Here is a 19,642-nt window from a genome sequence, read left to right on the forward strand (position 1 = left end):
CTGCATTAAATCTCACTAGACAGCATTACTTTCTATAACCATGAGAAATTTTCTCCTCTTTTCATTCCTGCTTCTCAACATCACCCAACCCACATTTTCTCAAAAGAAAACCCCGATGCTCCCTGAATTCCAGGCTAAGAAATCGGAGGCAGAGGCGCATATGCGTTTTTTGGCAGCCGACGAACTGCTGGGACGTCGTACCGGAGAGCAAGGCAATTTTGTAGCAGCACGATACATTGCTGAGCAGTTTCGCAGGCTGGGCCTTAGCGCTGTTCCCGCCGGCACAGGAACTTCCTCTTATTTCCAAACTGTCCCTTTTGAAAAAATGGGCCCGGCCGGCACCGGCGAAATTACCGCAGACGCAGAAATCATGAAGAGCGGACAGGATTGGATATTGATGAATGGTGGTGAAACCAATCTGAAAGCACCTGTCGTCTACGCCAGTTTTGGTCTTGAAAATGCCTCAAAAAGCTGGGATGATTACAAAGGCTTGGATGTGAAAGGCAAAATTGTGCTGGTCGAAAGCGGTACGCCGGAAACACAGACACCATCGGAAATTGTAGCTACGTCGACAGAGAAACGGAAAATTGCTGCCGATAAGGGCGCGATCGGAGTTATTGAGCTGTTCAATGCCCCCATTCCCTGGAATGTTGTAACGCGCAACTTTGATCGGGAAAAAATGTCGCTCGCGGAAGGCGACAAATCCGCGTCCAGTTCCATTCCTCACGCATGGGTCAACGGGAAAGAAGCCAGATTTGCCCGGGCACTGAGAGCAGCCAAAGAGGTGGATTTCAAAACTGCCGGACGCAAGTCGCAAATGATCAATAGTTATAACGTAGCGGGTCTTATCCAGGGAAGCGATCCTAAATTAAAAGAGGAATATGTTCTCCTGACTGCTCATTATGATCACATTGGCGTTGGTAAGCAAGGTGGGCAAGCTTTTACGCCAGCAGACAGCATTTTCAATGGAGCACGGGACAATGCGATTGGAGTAGTTGCATTATTAACTGCCGCGGAGGCCTTTTCCAAAAATCCACCCAAACGCTCGGTCCTGATCGTCGCGTTGACCGGCGAAGAAGTTGGGCTTCTGGGTGGCAAATATTATGCTGCTCATCCATTATTGCCTCTTAACAAATGCATATTTAACCTGAATTCAGATGGCGCTGGTTATAATGACACGACCATTGTTTCGGTAATGGGTCTTGACAGAACTGGCGCACGTGTCGAAATTGAAACGGCCAGCAAAGCATTTGGGCTGGGCGTTTTCGCGGACCCGTCCCCTGAACAAGGATTATTCGACCGGTCAGACAATGTTAGTTTTGCCAAAGAAGGAATTCCGGCACCTACATTTACTCCCGGCTTTAAAGAATTCAATGGGGATATCATGAAAAACTATCACCAGGTCTCTGATAATCCCGAGAGCATTGATTTTAATTATCTGCTGAAATTCAGCCAGGCATTCACTTACGCTGCACGTCTGATCGCGGATCGGAAAACGGCCCCCCAATGGTCCACCGGCGATAAATATGAGCCGGCCGCCAGGAAATTATATGGGAAATGATGTCATTAGCAAAGGAGATTACTCTTGGCTTTTACCAGTCGCCATAAAGTAATCTCCACACTTCCTTTAGCCATTCTATCAGGTCATCCTGATCATCGAAGTCTTCTCCCGTGAGATCCTCATATTCCTTTGGACTTATTATTTTTTCCGCAATTACTTCAAATAACTGCTTCTTAAACATTTCCGCCTGCTGAGGATTTTTACAATTGGTCAACTCGTCCAAAAGGATTTTTGGCCAATCTTTCACAAATGCATTGACATTGAAACGTCTTTTCAATACATCTGCTAAGGGATATGGTACCATTAGAAAATAACATTAACTACCTGCCTCCAGGAGGGCAATTCTTTCTCAAATAATCCGTAAACAAAGTCCTGAGATGCTGCGAAGTCCCCACGCCTTCATTGATACTGTGGGTCCTGTTGGGATAAGGCATAAATTGGAAAACCTTATTGGCTTTAATCAATTCATTCACCAGCATTTCAGCGTTTTGATAATGCACGTTATCGTCTCCGGTGCCGTGAATATATAACAAATTCCCGCGCAGGTTTTTAGCATATGTAATGGGCGATCCTTTTACAAAATCTTCCCGGTTCTCCTGCGGAACGCCCATATACCGCTCCTGGTAGATATTATCGTAAGTCAGCTGATTTCCAACTGCTGCTACCGCAATACCGGTTTTAAAATGTTCAGGATATTGGAAAAGCAGGTTCAAGGTGGATGACCCACCGCCGCTCCATCCATGCACGGCCACCCTTGATGTGTCTATAAAAGGATACTTTTTGAATATTTCCGTGGCGGCGCCATCCATGTCCCTGATGTTGATCCTTCCGATGTTTTTATAAATCGCTTTACGCCAGGCAGCTCCTTTTGGCGAAGGAGTACCGCGGTTATCCATCGAAGCGTAAATGTAACCGTCGTCCGCCATGCTTCCGTTGTACAAGCGGTTTCTGCCCGTTCCGTAAGAATCCTTTACCGTACTGCTCGCAGGCTCTCCATATACGGAGAAAACAATAGGGTATTTTTTATTCGCATCAAAGTGGGTTGGCTTAACAAGCCATGCATCTATTTCGACCCCCTCAGCAGTTTTTACTTTAAAAAACTCGATATCCAGCTTAGCCGAATTGATTTTGCCTGCAGATTGTGCGATGGAGTTAGCAGGGTCAATGGATACGTGCTTGGGGAATGAGATCCATTCTGTCAAAGGCGCCGTTTTTGCATTGGAAAAACGGTGCATGCCAAATTTTGCCTCAGGAGAAATCTCGTAAGCATGCGTGCCCTGCTGATCCGCCGGAGTTACCCTTATAGCTTTACCTTTACCGTCCAGTGAAATCTTGTAAAGGTAGCTCTGCGTTGCATTATCCGGCGACGCCATAAAATAATACGCATTGTTTTTCTCATCGATGCGCACCGGTTTGATCATATCGAAATTGCCGATTGTAACCAAAGTTTCCTTTTTGCCGTCCCGGCTCACCCGGTAAGTATGTCTCCATCCGTCTTTTTCACTTACCCATAGAAATTCCTTACCGTTGTTGATCCAATCCCAGCCCACAGGTTCGTCTTCCCACCGGCTTTTGATATCGATCCAGGCTGCATCTTTCTCTGTGTAAAAAGGTTTGGCGCTGCCGTCGGTTGTATTGAGATAAAAAAGTGTACTCTCGTTCTGTTTTCTGTTCAATTGCTGGATAACCAACTCATTAGGCATTCCTGACCACTCCATGATCGGAACATAGGTATTTTGTGGGTCTCCTGGAATGTTCATCCATTTGGTCTGCGCACTGGCAATATCTACCACACCGATTTTGTATGGAGACGGTGTTTCACCGACTTTGGGATATTCAACCGGAATGTTGAAGGAGTAAATAGAATCCGTTGTGTTGATCATTAAAAAGTTACGGATCTTACGTGCATCCAGCTGCCAATATGCAATGGATTTACTGTCGTTGCTCCACCGGAATCCGTCACGGCAATCGAATTCCTCTTCATAAGCCCAGTCGAACGTCCCGTTAATGATCCGTTCCGTACCATCTTTGGTTAGTGCCCTGACCTCGCCGCTCTGCAAATCTTCGGCGTACACATTATGCTTGCTCACATAGGCCACTTGCTTGCCGTCAGGTGAGAATTTAGCAAACATGAGTGACGAGGCAGGCAACCCTTTCCCCAATTGCTTTAAGGTTTTACCAGTAATGTCATACACCCAATAATCGCCGCGTGTATCGTACCTCCATACTTTTTTTGTATTTGTGTATACCAATACTTTATCCCCAGCCTTGCTGAATGTATAACTTCTTATCGAGAGCGGCGAGCCTCCCGTCGGCGTAAGCTGTGCTTTCGAAATAACTACTTTTGGTTGGTTAGCTGGAAGTGTTACCTCGATAATTTCATTTTCATCGACATCACGGTATCCCGTTCCATCTGCGAGCCACTGAAAAGTTGGGGGAACCTGCGCAACCAGTTGGGCAGATAAAATAGTGAGGAATAGAATCCTGATGAGGTGCTTCATTGAATTGGGAAATTGGTACGACAACTATAATAATACAATTTTAATACTTTAATCGCTCTTTTCATCAGGCGGTCCTTCGCCTTTTGATCTCGTCCGTTTTTGCTTTTTCAATGCCTCGCTCAGCAAATATTCAATCTGACCATTCAAACTACGAAAATCCTGCTGTGCCCAGGCTTCCAGTTCCTTGAGCATATCAGGATTAACGCGTAAAACAAATGCCTTTTTTTCCGCCATATCAGGGATACAATGTGCCAGCATTCAGAATGGGGGTCGCTGCTTTTTCACCGCAAAGCACCACCAGTAAGTTACTTACCATTGCCGCCTTGCGCTCTTCGTCCAAATTTACGATCCCTTTTTCAGACAACATGCCCAAAGCCATTTCCACCATGCCCACCGCTCCGTTAACGATCTGGCGACGTGCGGCAACTACTGCTGAGGCTTGCTGCCTCTGAAGCATTGCCCCTGCAATTTCAGGTGCATACGCCAAATGGCTTATCCTTGCTTCCAATACGTCAATTCCGGCCCGGCTAAGCCTTTCGGTAAGCTCTGCCTCTAACATTTCGTTGATTTTTCCGCTTCCGTCCCGAAGTGTGACTTCCTGTATTTTAAGATCTTCATCCTCCATGGTATCATAAGCGTAAATCCCGGCCAAATGCCTCACCGCTGCTTCTGACTGGATCTCCACATATTTTACATAGTCATCTACCTCAAACGAAGATTTTGCAGTATCGCCCACTCTCCACACAACCACCGCAGCAATTTCAATCGGATTACCTAGTTTGTCATTTACTTTCAGCTTCTGTCCATTCAGGTTACGTGCCCGCAGACTAATTTTCTTTCTGCGAAACAACGGGTTAACCCAACGCAGGCCGCTCTGCTTCATGGTACCCATGTAATCTCCAAAGAAAGTGGTAACCACCGCTTCATTCGGATTGATAACCGTAAGCCCAATGAGAATAATAAAACCGATGATCGAAATCAAAATACCTTCCAGCGGGTTCCCAGTGACGACCACATACAGGATACCCCCAAATAACATCACCAGGCCTATTGCAAAGAGCAAGAAGCCCGACATTGAACGTAATTCCTTCTCATTCATAGTTTAGATTTTTGATAGTAAATTGATATCACAATATTATCAAATCAAAATCACATCCGAAAAAAATTAGGATAAAAAAAATCTCAAAGCCTTTGACCGGCTTTGAGAAAGTATAAATGGTTTTCGTTTAGTTCAATTGGAAATTGACAGGCAGATAATATTTAACGCGAACGGTCTTTCCTCTGAGTACTCCCGGTTCCCACATACCGTTCATTTTTTTCACTACCCTCATTGCTTCGTCTTCCAGCCCGAAACCGAGGCGGTTCTCTACTTTGAATTCGCAAAGGCTTCCATCTTCGCAGACTACAAAAGAAAGCTTCACTTTGCCCGAAACGCCCCTTCTCGAAGCATCCCAGGGATACTGGATATTTGTTCCGAGAAATTTATAAAATTCGTTAATTCCTCCCTTAAACTGTGGATTGATCTTCGGAACCGTGTACTCCGTTTTTTGTCCATCATGAAAGGAAAAACCCTTATCCAGGACACCGAGTTCGTAGTTTTCCTCATAGTGCAAGGTACTATCGGTCCATTTCCCGATCCATTTCCCGTTTTTCACACCGGACAACACCCGCCCTTCCTCGACCAACCATTTTCCATTGTATGTTTTCTCAATTGATTTCCAATAACCATCGCCATCCTTGACTTTCTGCACGCCATCCTTATCCCAGGCATTCACATACACCTTCTGTTCAATGGATGGAGGTTTGGGGACCGTTGTTTCGGTGGCATTCCTGATCTGCCCGTTTTCATACCACGTTATCTCTGTGGTGACACTATCCGAAAACACGCGCATAACCCTAAGCATACCATCGAGATCGTAGGCTTTATATTCGGTTACCTTATTCAGTAGTCCATACTGCGTGTGTGCAAGTAATTTGCCATCCATCTGAAAAACCGACTCAGAAGAATGGCTGGCCATATTTTTGTCACGGGCTGATAGTTGATACGCCTTTACGGAATCGGTTGCGGATCCGGGATATTCCAGCTTGTGCCAGATCTCCTTTTTTTCAAAAATCGCGGACCCTATTTCTTTCCATTTACCGCCTTTGTTTTGTTCATATACAATGTCGTGACTTACAAAACCTCTCTCATCGACAGGGAGGATAAGCCTGAATTCAGATTGTTTCGGATTTGACGTCGGAAGATATTTCTCGTCAAAATAATCGACCAGCACAGACCGGGTACTATCAAAGTTATTTTGCGGGAACGCTTTGAAGGTGACCGGGAACGAAACATATTGCCTTACTTTTTCGCCTTTCAGCAACGCCGGGTGCCAGGCTTTGAACAACCCCATCACACGCACCGCTTCCTGGTTGCACAAAGTGTCCAATCCACGAATAACCTCAATGTTTGTCATACTTCCATCCGTTTCAACCGTCCCCTTTAAGTAGACCCTCCCATTTAAGCCCTTTACTGAGCTTCTGAACGGAATTAGAAGGTTTGCAGCAATAAACTGGTTCAGAAAGGCGACTCCGGAGCCGGGTTCCGCCACCTTCTCTACTTCGTGCGCCTGATAAACCGTTTGCCCGGCTACGGTCAAATGGATAAAAAGAAACAGCGTAACAATAACTTTCATGGGTGAGTAGCTTTTAAAGCAAATATAAACCAGATCGTTATCTTTCTTTATTAACTGATAGTTACTATTTGAAAAATATCAGCCCCTATAGTAGAAGTAGTTTTAAGTCAAAACTTAACCTACTGATAACCTGGGAGTAATATCCAGGTAATATAAAATGAGAAAATTTGTATCATGGGAGATACAACTCACTTTCGTACCATTATCATTTCTGATCTGCATTTAGGAGCGGGAGGTTCCAAGGCGGAGGAGGTAACTAGTTTCCTCAAGAGCTATACCTGCAAAAAGCTTATCCTGAACGGTGACATCATCGACGCCTGGCAGCTGAAAAAATATGGCGTCTGGAAACGTAAGCATACCATGTTTTTTAAAAGGGTGCTCAAAATGATCGAGGAAAACAAAACCAAGGTCATTTACATACGTGGGAACCACGACGATTTCCTGGATCAGATTATCCCTTTAAGACTCGGCAAACATTTTCAAATCCGCAAAGACTACATACTTAACTCAGGTTCACAACGATTTTATGTAACCCACGGCGATGTGTTCGACTCGATCACCACGCACCTTAAGTGGCTTGCCTACCTGGGTGATATGGGCTACACTTTTCTGTTGTGGGTCAATAAATTTTACAATAAATACCGCGAATGGAGAGGGCTATCCTATTATTCACTTTCGCAACGCGTGAAGCAGTCGGTGAAAATGGCCGTGAATTACATGACCGATTTTGAGGAAAAGCTGACTGAACTTGCCAAATCCCGTGACTGCGACGGGGTGATCTGCGGGCACATCCACCATCCCGCGATTCGCGAGATAGATGGTGTAATGTACATGAACTCGGGAGACTGGGTTGAAACTTTAAGCGCGTTGGTTGAGGATTTTGACGGTAACTGGAGCCTGCTTTACTATGATCAGCAAGCTTTTGCCCAAAAGCCTCAGAAGACGGCCCCAGCTAAAAATCAGGCTGAGAATTTTCCGGTTGTCGAAAAACAAGTTGCATTTACCGGCTTTCTGACCGGGAGAAACCAACGTTATCTGTAAGAATATGCGAATCCTGTTTATGGTTCAGGGGGAAGGGCGGGGACATTTGACCCAGGCTATCTCTATGGGCCAGATTTTGCGTTCTGCGGGTCACGAAGTTGTTGCCGCAATGGTTGGAACCTCACCAGGACGGAATATCCCAAAGTTTTTTGATGAACAAATTCAGGCCCCTTTGCTTCATGTGGATGCACCAAATATCATTTACAATGCTCAGAGCGGTGGAATGAATGTCCAGAAAACGGTTTACACGCATCTTTCCAATTTGCCCAAATATTTCAGAAGCTTAAGATATATCCACCGGTCAATCAAACAAATCCAGCCTGATTTGATTATCAGCTTCTATGAAACATACGGAGGGCTGTACAATCTGATTTACCGGTCAAAAATACCGATGGTGTGCATTGCTCATCAATATCTGCTGCTCCATCCTAAATTTGTTTTCCCTGAGGGAAGTCGTTTTAACCAGTTTCTAATTAATCTTAATTCCAGGTCGACCTCTTGGTTAGCAGCAAAACGTCTTGCGCTGTCCTTCAGGGAAATCACTTCCAGGCCCGACCTGAAACTGAATGTGGTGCCGCCTTTATTGCGTCAGGAAGTAATCAGTCTCAAACCCGGTAAAGGCGACTATTTTCTTGTTTACATGACACATCACAGCCTCAGCAAGCAAATTATTTCGTGGCACTCGGAACATCCCGAAGTAAGGCTGAATTGCTTTTGGGACAATCCCGACGCTCCGGACGAAATGGCGTACGGTAAAACACTCACTTTCCACCGCATCAACAGCGAGAAATACCTGCATATGCTTGCGAATTGCAGGGCATTGGTAACTACTGCAGGTTTTGAATCGATATGCGAGGCCAGGTATTTCGGAAAGCCCGTCATGATGGTTCCTGTACCCAACCATTTTGAACAGGAATGCAACGCAATAGACGGGGTTATTTCGGGCGCAGGAATAACTTCCAAAACCTTCGATCTGTCAATTCTTTTGGATTACCTGCCAAAACACATTGACCAGTCTGAGAAATTCAGGTCGTGGTACAGTACCGGAAAAGCCTCGTTTATTAAGGAGATTGAGGGCTTTGAGAAATCGGGCAGGTCGAAGATCAAATCTGAGAGTTCATATTGATCACTTCGTCCGATTTATTTCTTCCTGAATACCATTTGTTCCGAGGAGCCTGTGAAGGTCAATGTCAGTTTATCTCCCACAATCTGATAGTTGCCCTTTGCTCCTGCCGTCAACCAGGCTTTATTGCTCCATCCCGGCTCGCCTACCTTGGTACCTCCAAATCCGACAATTTTGATCACGCAGCCAGGCTCCAGTTGATAAGTTCCCGAAACTTCGTTTACAAATGTATGGCCGTCGATCTGGCCTTCTTTTTCATTATCATTCAATATAAAAACCACGTCCTCCTGCCCCAGCTGCGGGTTAGCCTCCGTTGTTCCGGTTACGAAATTTTGAAAATATTCTAGATTCCATGACCCCGTTAATGTCGATTTTTCACTGCAGGGCGGCATTACGCAACAATTTAGTTCCCTACTGCATTGAAACGCCGTAAGCCCAAATACAAGAACTACGGAGAAGAATGACACAATTTTTTTCATGGTTATTTAAAAGCTAATACCTAATCTGATTGCCAGGCGATTATATATTCTGTCCTCTGATCGTTCAGTTTGATCCCAAAGAGGGGGCTTGCTCACGAATGCCTCTTGTCTTTTGTAAGTAAATGCTAAGGTGAATCCCGCTGCCCCATCCTTTCCAAGCCGAAGCCCAATTCCTGGATTAAGCATTATGCCTCCTTTAGTACGATATCCATCCGCATCATCGTGAAACCAGGCGAAACCATAGCCCGCATCAAGTGTCCCAAAAACTTTGACATTTCCTCTTCGCGTAAGATCATACCGCAATCCTGCCGCAACAGGATTCACCAATGCTGCCTTGTACCAATCCATTCCCACTGTTAGCCCGGCTGCTATGCGTTTACTGACTTGTATCCCATTGAATGTCTGAACGGTCATACTAAGCTTATTGTCGACCTGCTCCTGATTACCATTATAAACGTTGGGATATTTTACGCGGCCAAACAATCCTCCAAATTCAGTATGATTGACATATCTGACTTTAAAAGGATTTTGAGCTTCAGCGCCGTTGCTCAGCGACATTAATGCCACTAAAATCCAAATGCTGTGTTTCATTTCAGATTACTTTACCAACTGGAATTTTGCTCAGTAACCTCAGATCCAGCGGGTTCGACGAATCGTATTGATAGAAACCATCCTTACCAATCAGCAGTAGCGTTTTGCCTAATGATATCACATCGTATGCATCCATATTCTTGAAATAGGCCAGCTGATGCTTGTCTACCCCAAACTTGTCCTTTACATCAAAAACTTTTAAGCCATGCTCTCCTTCGCATAAGTACAGAGTCGGGAAATCGATACTCAATCCATGAGGATTCTCCATTTGGTAGCTTTTGATCAGCTGAGGTGAAGAGGGATTGCTTACATCAACCAGGTCCAGTTGATTCTGCGTTCCCGCGCAAGCTGTCCCGGTACGCAGCGTAACATAAGCAATATCGTTTTGCACTACAACCGGGTCACAGGCACGCCCGTGTTGAAAAGAAGAAAGTTGTTTGGGTTCGGCTGGGTTACTATTATCATATATGAACATTCCGGTCGAAGATCCGATAAAAAGCTTGTCTTCATAAGGGAATATGGTTTCGATTCCCCAACCAATATTGACCAAAGCAAAATCCTTCGGCTTGGCAGGATCGGATATATTAAATAAATGAAGCTCGCTCTGGCCGACTGTATATAAAAATTGTTGATGAAGTGCAAAACGCGACATAGAACCGGCCTGCCCGCTCGAACTACCAGACGATTGAGGAGAAGCAGAAGCATTTGCCGAACTGCTCAGGAAAGCCCTGTCGGCCAGCATAATAATGCCGCCCCACCAAGTTGGAGTCACATTTTCCTCACAATTCACACTGACAGTTTCTGTGACATATTCGACGTTCTGGTCATTTATCGCGCCAATAGATTCATTTAATGTCCAAGAGCCTCCATCAAAAAGACCATACTTGAATACATTTTTGATTCTTTCTACTTCGGTCGGTTTTTGGGGATTGCTGATATCGAGCGCTACAAGGTCCGAGAAACTGTCGGCATAAAGAACGTCGTTCCTGACTGCTATATCACCATTACCAGGAATATTAATGAAGGATATAAATTTAGGAGCAGATGGATTGCTGTTGTCAATGACATGGATGCCTTCCTTAATCTCATTGACATACAAATAATTTCCTTTAACATACATTTTCCCCGGCTTTTCCATCGCACGCGGCGATTCGGATTTAACCTGACTCCGCAGTTCCATCAGGGAATAAGTTGCATTGGTAAATTTGCGTGTAACACGTGTCTCCTTACATTGATCATTGCATGACCATAGCGCAGTCGCTGTAAAAAAGAGAAGTAGTCGGAAAAGTTTAGGCGTCATTGTTTTCAAGGTTAAGGGGTTGAGCAAAAGATAGTTCTGAGGCATTTGAAAACGAATGACAGTTCAATTTTGCAATTGGTTGTAATTCAAAACAAAATCGTCCGAAAGCAAAGCCTTCGGACGATAACGCACCCCGAAAATGCCGGTTTTCCGGCATTTTTTATTTTTAATATTTTAATGGCTAACAGATCATACTTACTTGCTATCCGGATTCTTAATCCTTCCCATAAACAGAATTGTATTGGAAGTATTTTCACTGATTATGAGCCCGAAAGGCCGATCGCATATAAACCGTTGCTCATTGGGGCTAACCGATGTGAGATCAAATCCTATCGTAGTTACTGCCGCCGCTTCTGTCCCCTCCTCGTCGATAGCCAGGTAAGTGTCCTGCTTGACAAAATCTACATATAACTCTGCCAATTTATTGATCTTGCCCAGGTCGGCTGCAGGCGTAAAGACCTTCTGAATACCCATTTGCTTCAATGTCGAATTTAAATCAACAGAATAATCAAGCTTAAATCTGGGCAAACCTAACTTGACTTTCCGCTCGGTCATACGGCCGGACAATTCTTTCCATTTGGCGTCCGTAAACGTTGATAAGATCGAATCAATAGAACTGCCCTCCTGCGGAATCACCAACGTCATATTAAATTGCCCGCTTGAATAGGGGAGCTCAATCACCCCGTAGTTAGCCTCCCTGGAAATTTTGAAGGTAGATTCAATGTTCATCATTTTGACCATTTTACTCTCTCCATTTTCCATTCTGAAAAGTAGGTCGATTGTTTGCTTAGGATCAAATTTTTCGCTCCAATCCCCATTAAAATAAAGCGCATTCAGCAGGAACATTACCTTACTAGGATCTATCCTGTCAAGTACTTTCTTTATCTTCCCATTTGTTTTGTCACTTGCCCATTGGTTGATTTTATCCTTTGCGGTGTCATCAAATGGCAAACCAGTCATTCCGGAATTAAACGAATTTTTTAGAATATTTTGAAAATCATTTTCAACTTGAAATCCACTTTTATACCACATTGAATTTGCAAGTCCCAGGCTTACTTTTGAATCTGCAACAGGCAAGTCATTTATCAATGTTTTGTAAGCGTTGTTTAAATCAGAGATGGAAACACCTTGCATTTGCAGCGTCTTAGTAATTTCGTCTGCAGTTTCTTTTTCCGAGCCATTTAAAAGCATTCCTAATGCAATATGCAAACTTAGCGGTGAAATAAACAGATTGTCTTCCGAGGGCTGAGTTTTCTGCAAATTATGAAGGAGATTAAACGCAAATGCCGATGTCCCTTCTGCAATATTTGACGGGATCTGAATCGGATTTACTTCATTAACCGGAGAGGGGTTATCTTTGGTACAACCGCAAAAAAAAGCGATTGTCAAAATTGGCACGAGTGTGATTTGTTTTAAAGTTTTCATGGCTAATAAATTCAAGAATGGCTAAATTCTCAGATACAAAAGGAATATTAAAGGTTGGAACATGCTCCTTGTATTAGAAAGAATACCGAACTCCCCAAGCAACACCATACAAATATGGACGCGCATCCAGGCTTTGATTTGATCTAAAACCAGAGGAAACCGCTTTCTGATAAGAGCCTGTTAAACTGGCTTTCCATTTGGATGATAGCCTGTAATTAAACCTGAGACCAGTTGTCGCGGCCCAGTTCATACTCCGATAAATATCATCACTTGCGGTGGTTGTAATTATCTCGCCCGACGCCGATTCCAAATCGTTACTAATGAAGAAATTAGCCATCATACCACCCAAAACCGAATAACTAAGCCTCTTATCAGGATTAATCGTAAAACCAGCCTGAACAGGAAGCTGCAAATATTGATAGTTGTTGCTCACCTTTTTCGAGACATCAATATAAATTGAGCCGCCATTAAAAAAATTCCCGCCTTTATCAGCAAGCCCCTGCGGGGCAGGTGTTGACGCGAGGCCAGCAAGCGCATTTTCCAAAACATTGGCAGAACTGCTATTATAGGCGCTCAGAACATATCCGCCTCCCTGGTAATCTGAATTTCCTTTCAAATAACTGACGCCGAGTTCCACAGACCAATGTTTAGAAAGGCGCATGCCTCCCTGCGTTTGCAAAGCATACGAAACGCCGGCTTCACTGGATCCAGAAACGGACTTTTTATTGGATAGTGTCTGGTTCGAGAATGCCAGTGGCGCTTCCTTTATCTTTACATCCGGATTAAATGCCGCTGGCATCAGGCCAATACCAGCCCAATATTCCTTATGAGTCTTCAACTTTTCCGGCTCATCAGATTTTAACTCCGGACGAAAGAACACATATCGCTTTTGCATATGAACATCAAGCTCACTGTATGGTAACGATGATCGTAATTCAACAGAAATATTTCGCTGATTGCTTTCATCCACCGTAGTTGCTATGCCTGCTTTCGAGAGCGCCTGCTCATTTGAACTATTTTCCAAAGCGGGTGTAAATTCTTTGCTCTCCTTGCTCCCGGACAGTGCTCGTTTCGCAATCATCGTCTCTTTCTCTTCCCGATTAGCCTGGAAATTATCTGTGTTGAGACTGCTGGCTGGACTGTCTTTAACTTGTGCGGATTTCTTCTCAGGTGAAATATTAGAAGCTATTTCCAAAGATCCTCTACCCTTATTTGGTCCCGTTACAACCGCTTCCGGTTGAGAAGCCTCTTTTTTGGCCATAACATCCTGTTGCTCACTGCCTGCCAGGTGTTCAGAAGTGGATGCGGCAGACTCCTTCGACGAACTTTGTGGCTTTTGAGCTACTATTTGCACCTCGTCTTTATGGCGGCCCATACCCCTTTCCGAATACCATATTCCTGCTCCAACCAATATTAATGAGGCGATCGATGCAGCTGCATACCACATTTTTGGTGATTGCCACCATAACGGCAAGATCACCCCCCTTTCATTATCCTTCTCCATACGCGCCTCTATTCCCTCCCATACAGAAGGGGGAGGTGTTTCAGAAGCATCTCTCAACGCATTTCGCCACTGGCCTTCAAAACTGTTTATTTCGGACGGATCCATCGTCAAATCTTTTTTCCTTGTTCAATTTTTGTTGAAGTAATGATCGCGCCCGCGAATACTGCGATTTCGATGTTCCTTCTGATATTCCTAATTTCTCTGCAATTTCATTATGCTGATAACCTTCAATCGCATATAGGTTGAAGATTGTCTGACATCCCGGCGGCAACTCCCGAATCAACTCCAGTAATTGTTGCATCTGGAAATTACCCAATGTAAATTCCCTGTCCGCAATTCCGTTATGATGCACGTCGATATCATCTAATTCCTTAAGATACTTTTGCTGCCTCAAGTGGTTCAGAGCCGTATTTACTACCACCGAACGCAGCCAATATTCCAGGGGGCTATCGGCTCTAAATGAATCGATATTCTCGTAAATTTTTATAAATGCGTCCTGCAAAACATCTTCGGCGTCTGCGCGGTTTTTGGTGTATCGGAGACAAATAGCGAACAACTTACCTCCAAAAACATCATAAAGTTGTTTCTGGGCGATCCGGTTGCGCTGTTTACAGCCTCTCACCAATTCCTGTTCGTTAAAAGTCATCCGAAGTTTAGGGGTGCTTCGTTCGGTTTATGATTAATTTCAGCACCTCTATCCAAAGATAGCCGATTACTGCTTTGGTCTGTTTGGCTTGAATATCCTGAGTGCCACAACCCGTAAAGGGTACGACACCTTCTTTTCTAAAATGGTTGGAAAAAAGGAAAGCATTCGTCATTTTTGATATATTCCTTTCAGGAACTAATAATTGGTTCATATCCTTCTATAGGGAATCCAAATAAAGTAAAAGGTATTTTAGTAACCCTAATTTCTATCGTTATGAGCCAATATATGGTCGAAATTCAGCTTCCTGCGATCATGTCAGAAGACTTTACTGCAAAAATACCTGCGCAGAGGAAAAAGATCAATGAATTGATGGAGCAGGGAAAATTGATGTCCTATGCACTGTCTGACGACTATTCGAGGCTTTGGTGTGTGGTAAGGGCAGAAACTGAATTTGAGGTAATGTCCCTCGTTTCGGAATTCCCGCTGATTGATTATATGGATCCAAAAATTTCGAAACTGATGTTCAACAATGTGGTGGCTTTAAGGTTGCCGATGTTTTCGTTGAATTAATACTTAACCTTATAGAACTTAATTTCAAATATAAGACCCTTGTTACCTGATCGGCAGCAAGGGTCTTATTGATTCGGTGCTTAAAGCTTCCTTTCTATCAGATTCACTATTTTTTTTAATTCCCTGGCGTCAACCTCACTAAAGTCATTCAGCTCGTCGCTGTCAACGTCCAGAATCATGGCTACAGTGCCATTCCTGTGGAAAATGGGAAGGACAATTTCCGACTTCGAAGCAGAATTGCAGGCAATGTGACCCGGAAACTCTTCTACGTCGGGAACAATGATGGTTTCTCTTCGGGTGTAACTTGCTCCGCAAACCCCCTTGTTGAAAGCGATCCTAGTGCAAGCGATTGGCCCCTGGAAAGGTCCCAGAACTAATTGTCCCTCTTTTACAATATAAAAACCCACCCAGAAAAAATCAAAGGCTTCTTTCAATGCGGCGGCTACATTAGCGAGATTAGCCACCAGGTCGCTTTCGGTTTCAACTAAAGCCTGGATTTGTGGAAAAAGCGAGCTATAAATAGTTGCCCGGTCCGTATTTAACGGAATAATAAGTTCTTCGGCCATATTCAAAACAATTAATACTTGGCAAACAGAAGTTCTTTGCCAATCGTTACCAGATGGATCGAAAACTTGCATTTGGGACTTAATATGAGCTTCCAACAAGCTATATTTGAAGCCCCTTAATTTACATGCTCAATAATGGCTCAAAGAAATATCCTGTTGATGGATGGCCCTGATCACAAAGGATTAATTTATCAGGTTACAAGAATACTGTTTGACCATAATCAAAACATTATCCGCAATGACGAATATGTAAGTCCTTCCAAATATTTTTTTATGCGTACCGAATTCGAGGGCGACACAGATGTTACCGAATTGCTAACGGTACTCCGAACCGAATTGCCGGCAGGTCTGAACCTTAGGATTAACCCGAAAAAGAAGAAGGATATCGTTCTTTTTGTCACGAAAGAACATCATTGCCTCGGAGAACTCCTTATCCGTTACGCATTTGACGAACTGGACGCTGATATTCTCGCGGTAGTCAGCAATTACAATTTGCTGCAGCCTCTGGTAGGAAAATTTGGTATTCCCTTTCATTATATTTCCCACGAAAACAAAACGCGCGAAGAACATGAACAAATGATCCTCAAAACGCTGGATATTTATCGCCCGGAATACCTCGTCCTGGCCAAATATATGCGGATCATTACACCCGAATTTGTAAATCATTTCCCTGATAAAATCATTAATATCCACCACTCATTTCTTCCGGCATTTATTGGGGCAAACCCCTACCGGCAGGCTTACGAAAGAGGGGTAAAGATCATTGGCGCGACGGCACATTTTGTTAATAACGATCTTGATGACGGACCGATCATTGCTCAGGATGTAAAATCGGTCGATCACCGGCAAACGGCTTCCGATATGGCTACGCTGGGAAAAGACACTGAAAAGGCTGTTTTATCAAAGGCGTTAAAGCTCGTGTTTAACGATCGTGTCTTTATTCACAATAACAGGACGATTATCCTTTGAACAAGAAAAAAGCCCTTAGTCAGAATCACCGAGGGCTTTTTGCAATCTGATGGATGTTATTGAATATGTAATGTTACAAAAAAATCTTTAAAACATCAAATTCAGATTCAAGGGGTTAACCAATTCTAATGATATTCTAATTAAACCGGAATTGCCGTTCTTGCCAGGTCCACCAGGTCTGCATCGTTTACTTCCTTTTTTAAATCTGCTACCTCAAGAAACCGGGTATACAGCTCATCTAATGCTGATTTGTCAAAACTAAACCCAAGAAGCTCAAAACGATGCTTCAGCGCATGTCTTCCGCTTCGGGCTGTCAGAACAATGTCTGATTTATCTACCCCAACATCGTGTGGGTTCATGATCTCATAATTAAGCGTATTTTTCAAGAAACCGTCTTGATGAATTCCTGACGAATGTGCAAAAGCGTTGCGCCCAACGATCGCTTTATTTGCCTGAACCGGCATCCGCATCATTTTGGAAACCAGCTGACTTGTCGGATATATGAATTGCGTATTGATACCTGTTTCCAAGCCAAGTTCTTTATGAACATTCAAAGCCATTACCACCTCTTCCAATGAAGTATTTCCAGCTCTTTCGCCAATACCGTTGATGGTCACCTCTACTTGGCGGGCTCCCTGGTTGACTCCCGCAATTGTGTTAGCCGTAGCCAAACCGAGGTCATTATGGCAGTGGATTGAGATCGTAGCCTTATGGATATTGGATACATGCTCAAATATGTACTTTATTTTGGAACCATATTCTTCGGGCAGGCAGTAGCCGGTGGTATCAGGGATATTGACCACGGTCGCGCCTGCACCGATCACTGCTTCAACAAGCTGGGAAAGGAAAACAAGGTCTGCCCTCCCCGCGTCTTCGCAGTAAAATTCGACATCCTCCACTTTTGATTTGGCATATTTCGTAGCAGAAATCGCCCTTTCAATGATCTTCTCACGTGTTGTATTGAATTTATGCTGGATATGGATATCGGAGGAGCCTATTCCCGTATGAATCCTTCCTCTTTGCGCATATTCCAGAGCACTTGCAGCAGCATCGATATCCCCCTGGACAGCACGGGATAATGCGCAGATAATGGGTTCCCGAACCGCTTTTGAAATTTCGACTACCGACCTGAAATCGCCCGGACTTGAAACGGGAAAACCAGCTTCAATAATGTCTACCCCTAGTTTTTCGAGTTGCCTGGCTACAACAATCTTTTCTTCCGTGGTTAATTGGCTGCCTGGTACTTGCTCGCCGTCTCGTAAGGTTGTGTCGAAGATCTGAACTCGATTACTCATTGATAGATAATGAAAATTTAATGGGACACTAATTTAATAATTTTCAGATAATATAAAACCCTTCCCCAGTAAAGGAAAGGGTTCCGAAAGAATCAAAACATAACCTTTCCCGCTCTTACGGAATTGTTAGAATGAGAAGACTTAAGTTTTTTCTTAGTGCGTTCATAAACTATTGCGAAAATTCGCTAACCGCGAGTTTCTTCTGCAAAGAAAGTATAACTTTTGGTTCTAACAAATATTATTTGGCGAAACTTAGCCAATTTTAAATTCTTTTTAAAAGCTCAATACCAGCGGCTTCCGTGTTCAGAAGCCTGTCGGCAGGAGTGCTTGCATCGGCAATGTCTTTTGTTCTGAAACCATCTTTCAGCAATTTGTCGACAGCCGAAATAATTGCTTCCGATTCCTCTTTAAGGCCAAAGGATATATCGAGAAGCAATGCGGCTGAGAGTACCGAAGCCAACGGATTTGCAATTCCCTTTCCGGTTATGTCATGCGCGGATCCATGAATAGGTTCATAAACGCCAGTGCTATCGCCTACCGAAGCGGACGCGAGCATTCCCATTGAACCTGCTATCTGGCTTGCCTCGTCCGTCAGAATATCACCGAACAAATTGGCGGTAACCACAACATCAAACCGGCGCGGATCTTTAATTAACATCATTGCAGCAGAATCAACAAACTGGTGTTCGACCTGAATGTCTGGATATTCAGGAGCAAGCGCCTGGATAACCTCGCGCCACAAACGACTTGTTTCCAATACATTCGCCTTATCAACAGAACATAATCTTTTGCTCCTGGTGCGTGCTGCTTCAAATGCTTTGCGCCCGATACGTTCCACTTCATAGCGGCTGTATTCTGCAATATCATAAGCTGTGTCATTATCGTTTTTCCGGCCTTTTTCTCCAAAATAAATATCGCCGGTCAATTCGCGGAAGAAAAGGATATCCGATCCTTTTAAGATTTCAGGTTTGATCGAAGATGCCCCCAGTAATTCATCAAACAACTTAATTGGACGCAGGTTTGCATATAATCCAAGCTCCTTGCGCATTTTCAACAGCCCTTGTTCAGGACGTACTTTCGCGGTTGGATCGTTATCATATTTTGGATGGCCCACGGCACCGAAAAGGATTGCGTCAGACGCACGCATTTTTGCAAGCGTTTCATCTGGTAGAGGGTTACCTGTAGCTTCGATAGCCACATGGCCCATCAGAGCTTCATCGTACACAAATTCGTGGCCGAATTTTTCGGCAATTTTTATCAACACATTCTTTCCGACTTCAGTTACTTCTTGTCCGATTCCATCTCCTGGAACGATTAGGATATTTTTTTTCATTAAATTAAATTAATTGATAATCAGTAAGATATTTGTTTGGGTTTAGAAAAAAACGATGCAAGT

At 43.9% G+C, this 19,642-nt stretch carries 19 protein-coding genes; 5 read left to right on the forward strand and 14 right to left on the reverse strand.

Going from position 1 to position 19,642, the window contains the following annotated elements; translation table 11 throughout:
- The first annotated feature begins 40 nt into the window (after window positions 1-40).
- A complete protein-coding gene (locus AC1XUF_RS19590; protein WP_483343515.1) occupies window positions 41-1,561 on the forward strand; it encodes a M28 family peptidase in 1,521 nt (506 codons plus the stop codon).
- Window positions 1,562-1,592: 31 nt separating this feature from the next.
- On the opposite strand, the gene AC1XUF_RS19595 is transcribed toward AC1XUF_RS19590, so the two are convergent.
- The 5 genes from AC1XUF_RS19595 to AC1XUF_RS19615 all read right to left on the reverse strand — a co-directional run bounded on the left by AC1XUF_RS19595 (window position 1,593) and on the right by AC1XUF_RS19615 (window position 6,737).
- Window positions 1,593-1,865 (reverse strand): hypothetical protein, encoded by a 273-nt coding sequence (locus tag AC1XUF_RS19595; protein ID WP_483343516.1) that lies wholly within the window; start codon window positions 1,863-1,865, stop codon window positions 1,593-1,595.
- A 16-nt stretch (window positions 1,866-1,881) separates the two neighbouring features.
- A complete protein-coding gene (locus AC1XUF_RS19600; RefSeq protein ID WP_483343517.1) occupies window positions 1,882-4,062 on the reverse strand; it encodes a S9 family peptidase in 2,181 nt (726 codons plus the stop codon).
- Window positions 4,063-4,110: 48 nt separating this feature from the next.
- The gene (locus AC1XUF_RS19605) at window positions 4,111-4,296 is read right to left on the reverse strand and encodes a type II toxin-antitoxin system antitoxin (protein WP_483343605.1); all 186 of its coding nucleotides are present in this window, start codon (window positions 4,294-4,296) and stop codon (window positions 4,111-4,113) included.
- A gap of 1 nt (window position 4,297) precedes the next feature.
- Entirely contained in the window at window positions 4,298-5,161 is an 864-nt protein-coding gene (locus AC1XUF_RS19610) for an SPFH domain-containing protein (protein ID WP_483343518.1), read from the reverse strand.
- 127 nt (window positions 5,162-5,288) lie between these two features.
- Window positions 5,289-6,737: an energy transducer TonB gene (locus AC1XUF_RS19615; protein ID WP_483343519.1), complete on the reverse strand. Its 1,449-nt coding sequence runs from the start codon at window positions 6,735-6,737 to the stop codon at window positions 5,289-5,291.
- 174 nt (window positions 6,738-6,911) lie between these two features.
- On the opposite strand from AC1XUF_RS19615, the gene AC1XUF_RS19620 reads away from it, so the two are divergent.
- A complete protein-coding gene (locus AC1XUF_RS19620) occupies window positions 6,912-7,778 on the forward strand; it encodes a UDP-2,3-diacylglucosamine diphosphatase (protein WP_483343520.1) in 867 nt (288 codons plus the stop codon).
- Between the two features lie 4 nt (window positions 7,779-7,782).
- On the forward strand, window positions 7,783-8,904 hold the full coding sequence (locus tag AC1XUF_RS19625) for a glycosyltransferase family protein (RefSeq protein ID WP_483343521.1): 1,122 nt from the start codon (window positions 7,783-7,785) through the stop codon (window positions 8,902-8,904).
- 14 nt (window positions 8,905-8,918) lie between these two features.
- Here the strand turns inward: AC1XUF_RS19625 and AC1XUF_RS19630 are convergent, their stop codons facing one another.
- The 6 genes from AC1XUF_RS19630 to AC1XUF_RS19655 form a co-directional block, all read right to left on the reverse strand.
- Complete coding sequence (locus AC1XUF_RS19630) at window positions 8,919-9,293, reverse strand: META domain-containing protein (protein WP_483343522.1); 375 nt, start codon at window positions 9,291-9,293, stop codon at window positions 8,919-8,921.
- A 93-nt stretch (window positions 9,294-9,386) separates the two neighbouring features.
- Entirely contained in the window at window positions 9,387-9,971 is a 585-nt protein-coding gene (locus AC1XUF_RS19635; RefSeq protein ID WP_483343523.1) for a hypothetical protein, read from the reverse strand.
- Between the two features lies 1 nt (window position 9,972).
- Window positions 9,973-11,271 carry an LVIVD repeat-containing protein gene (locus AC1XUF_RS19640; RefSeq protein ID WP_483343524.1) on the reverse strand — a complete coding sequence of 433 codons (1,299 nt, stop codon included), beginning with the start codon at window positions 11,269-11,271 and terminating at the stop codon, window positions 9,973-9,975.
- A gap of 195 nt (window positions 11,272-11,466) precedes the next feature.
- Window positions 11,467-12,696, reverse strand: a complete 1,230-nt coding sequence (locus AC1XUF_RS19645; protein WP_483343525.1) for a serpin family protein — start codon at window positions 12,694-12,696, stop codon at window positions 11,467-11,469.
- Between the two features lie 73 nt (window positions 12,697-12,769).
- A complete protein-coding gene (locus tag AC1XUF_RS19650) occupies window positions 12,770-14,305 on the reverse strand; it encodes an outer membrane beta-barrel protein (RefSeq protein WP_483343526.1) in 1,536 nt (511 codons plus the stop codon).
- Window positions 14,277-14,846 carry an RNA polymerase sigma factor gene (locus AC1XUF_RS19655; RefSeq protein ID WP_483343527.1) on the reverse strand — a complete coding sequence of 190 codons (570 nt, stop codon included), beginning with the start codon at window positions 14,844-14,846 and terminating at the stop codon, window positions 14,277-14,279. Before AC1XUF_RS19655 ends, AC1XUF_RS19650 begins: the two co-directional genes overlap by 29 nt.
- 273 nt (window positions 14,847-15,119) lie before the next feature.
- Here AC1XUF_RS19655 and AC1XUF_RS19660 point away from each other — a divergent pair, with 273 nt between their 5' ends.
- Window positions 15,120-15,416, forward strand: a complete 297-nt coding sequence (locus tag AC1XUF_RS19660; protein WP_483343528.1) for a muconolactone Delta-isomerase family protein — start codon at window positions 15,120-15,122, stop codon at window positions 15,414-15,416.
- A gap of 80 nt (window positions 15,417-15,496) precedes the next feature.
- Here AC1XUF_RS19660 and AC1XUF_RS19665 read toward each other — a convergent pair whose 3' ends face one another.
- The gene (locus AC1XUF_RS19665; RefSeq protein ID WP_483343606.1) at window positions 15,497-15,982 is read right to left on the reverse strand and encodes a GAF domain-containing protein; all 486 of its coding nucleotides are present in this window, start codon (window positions 15,980-15,982) and stop codon (window positions 15,497-15,499) included.
- Between the two features lie 135 nt (window positions 15,983-16,117).
- On the opposite strand from AC1XUF_RS19665, the gene purU reads away from it, so the two are divergent.
- Complete coding sequence (gene purU, locus AC1XUF_RS19670) at window positions 16,118-16,951, forward strand: formyltetrahydrofolate deformylase (protein WP_483343529.1); 834 nt, start codon at window positions 16,118-16,120, stop codon at window positions 16,949-16,951.
- A gap of 140 nt (window positions 16,952-17,091) precedes the next feature.
- On the opposite strand, the gene AC1XUF_RS19675 is transcribed toward purU, so the two are convergent.
- On the reverse strand, window positions 17,092-18,246 hold the full coding sequence (locus tag AC1XUF_RS19675) for a 2-isopropylmalate synthase (RefSeq protein ID WP_483343530.1): 1,155 nt from the start codon (window positions 18,244-18,246) through the stop codon (window positions 17,092-17,094).
- Between the two features lie 262 nt (window positions 18,247-18,508).
- Entirely contained in the window at window positions 18,509-19,579 is a 1,071-nt protein-coding gene (leuB, locus tag AC1XUF_RS19680; RefSeq protein ID WP_483343531.1) for a 3-isopropylmalate dehydrogenase, read from the reverse strand.
- Window positions 19,580-19,642: the final 63 nt, after the last annotated feature.

The sequence above is a fragment of the Dyadobacter sp. HNCC25DJ185 genome, from assembly GCF_056895195.1.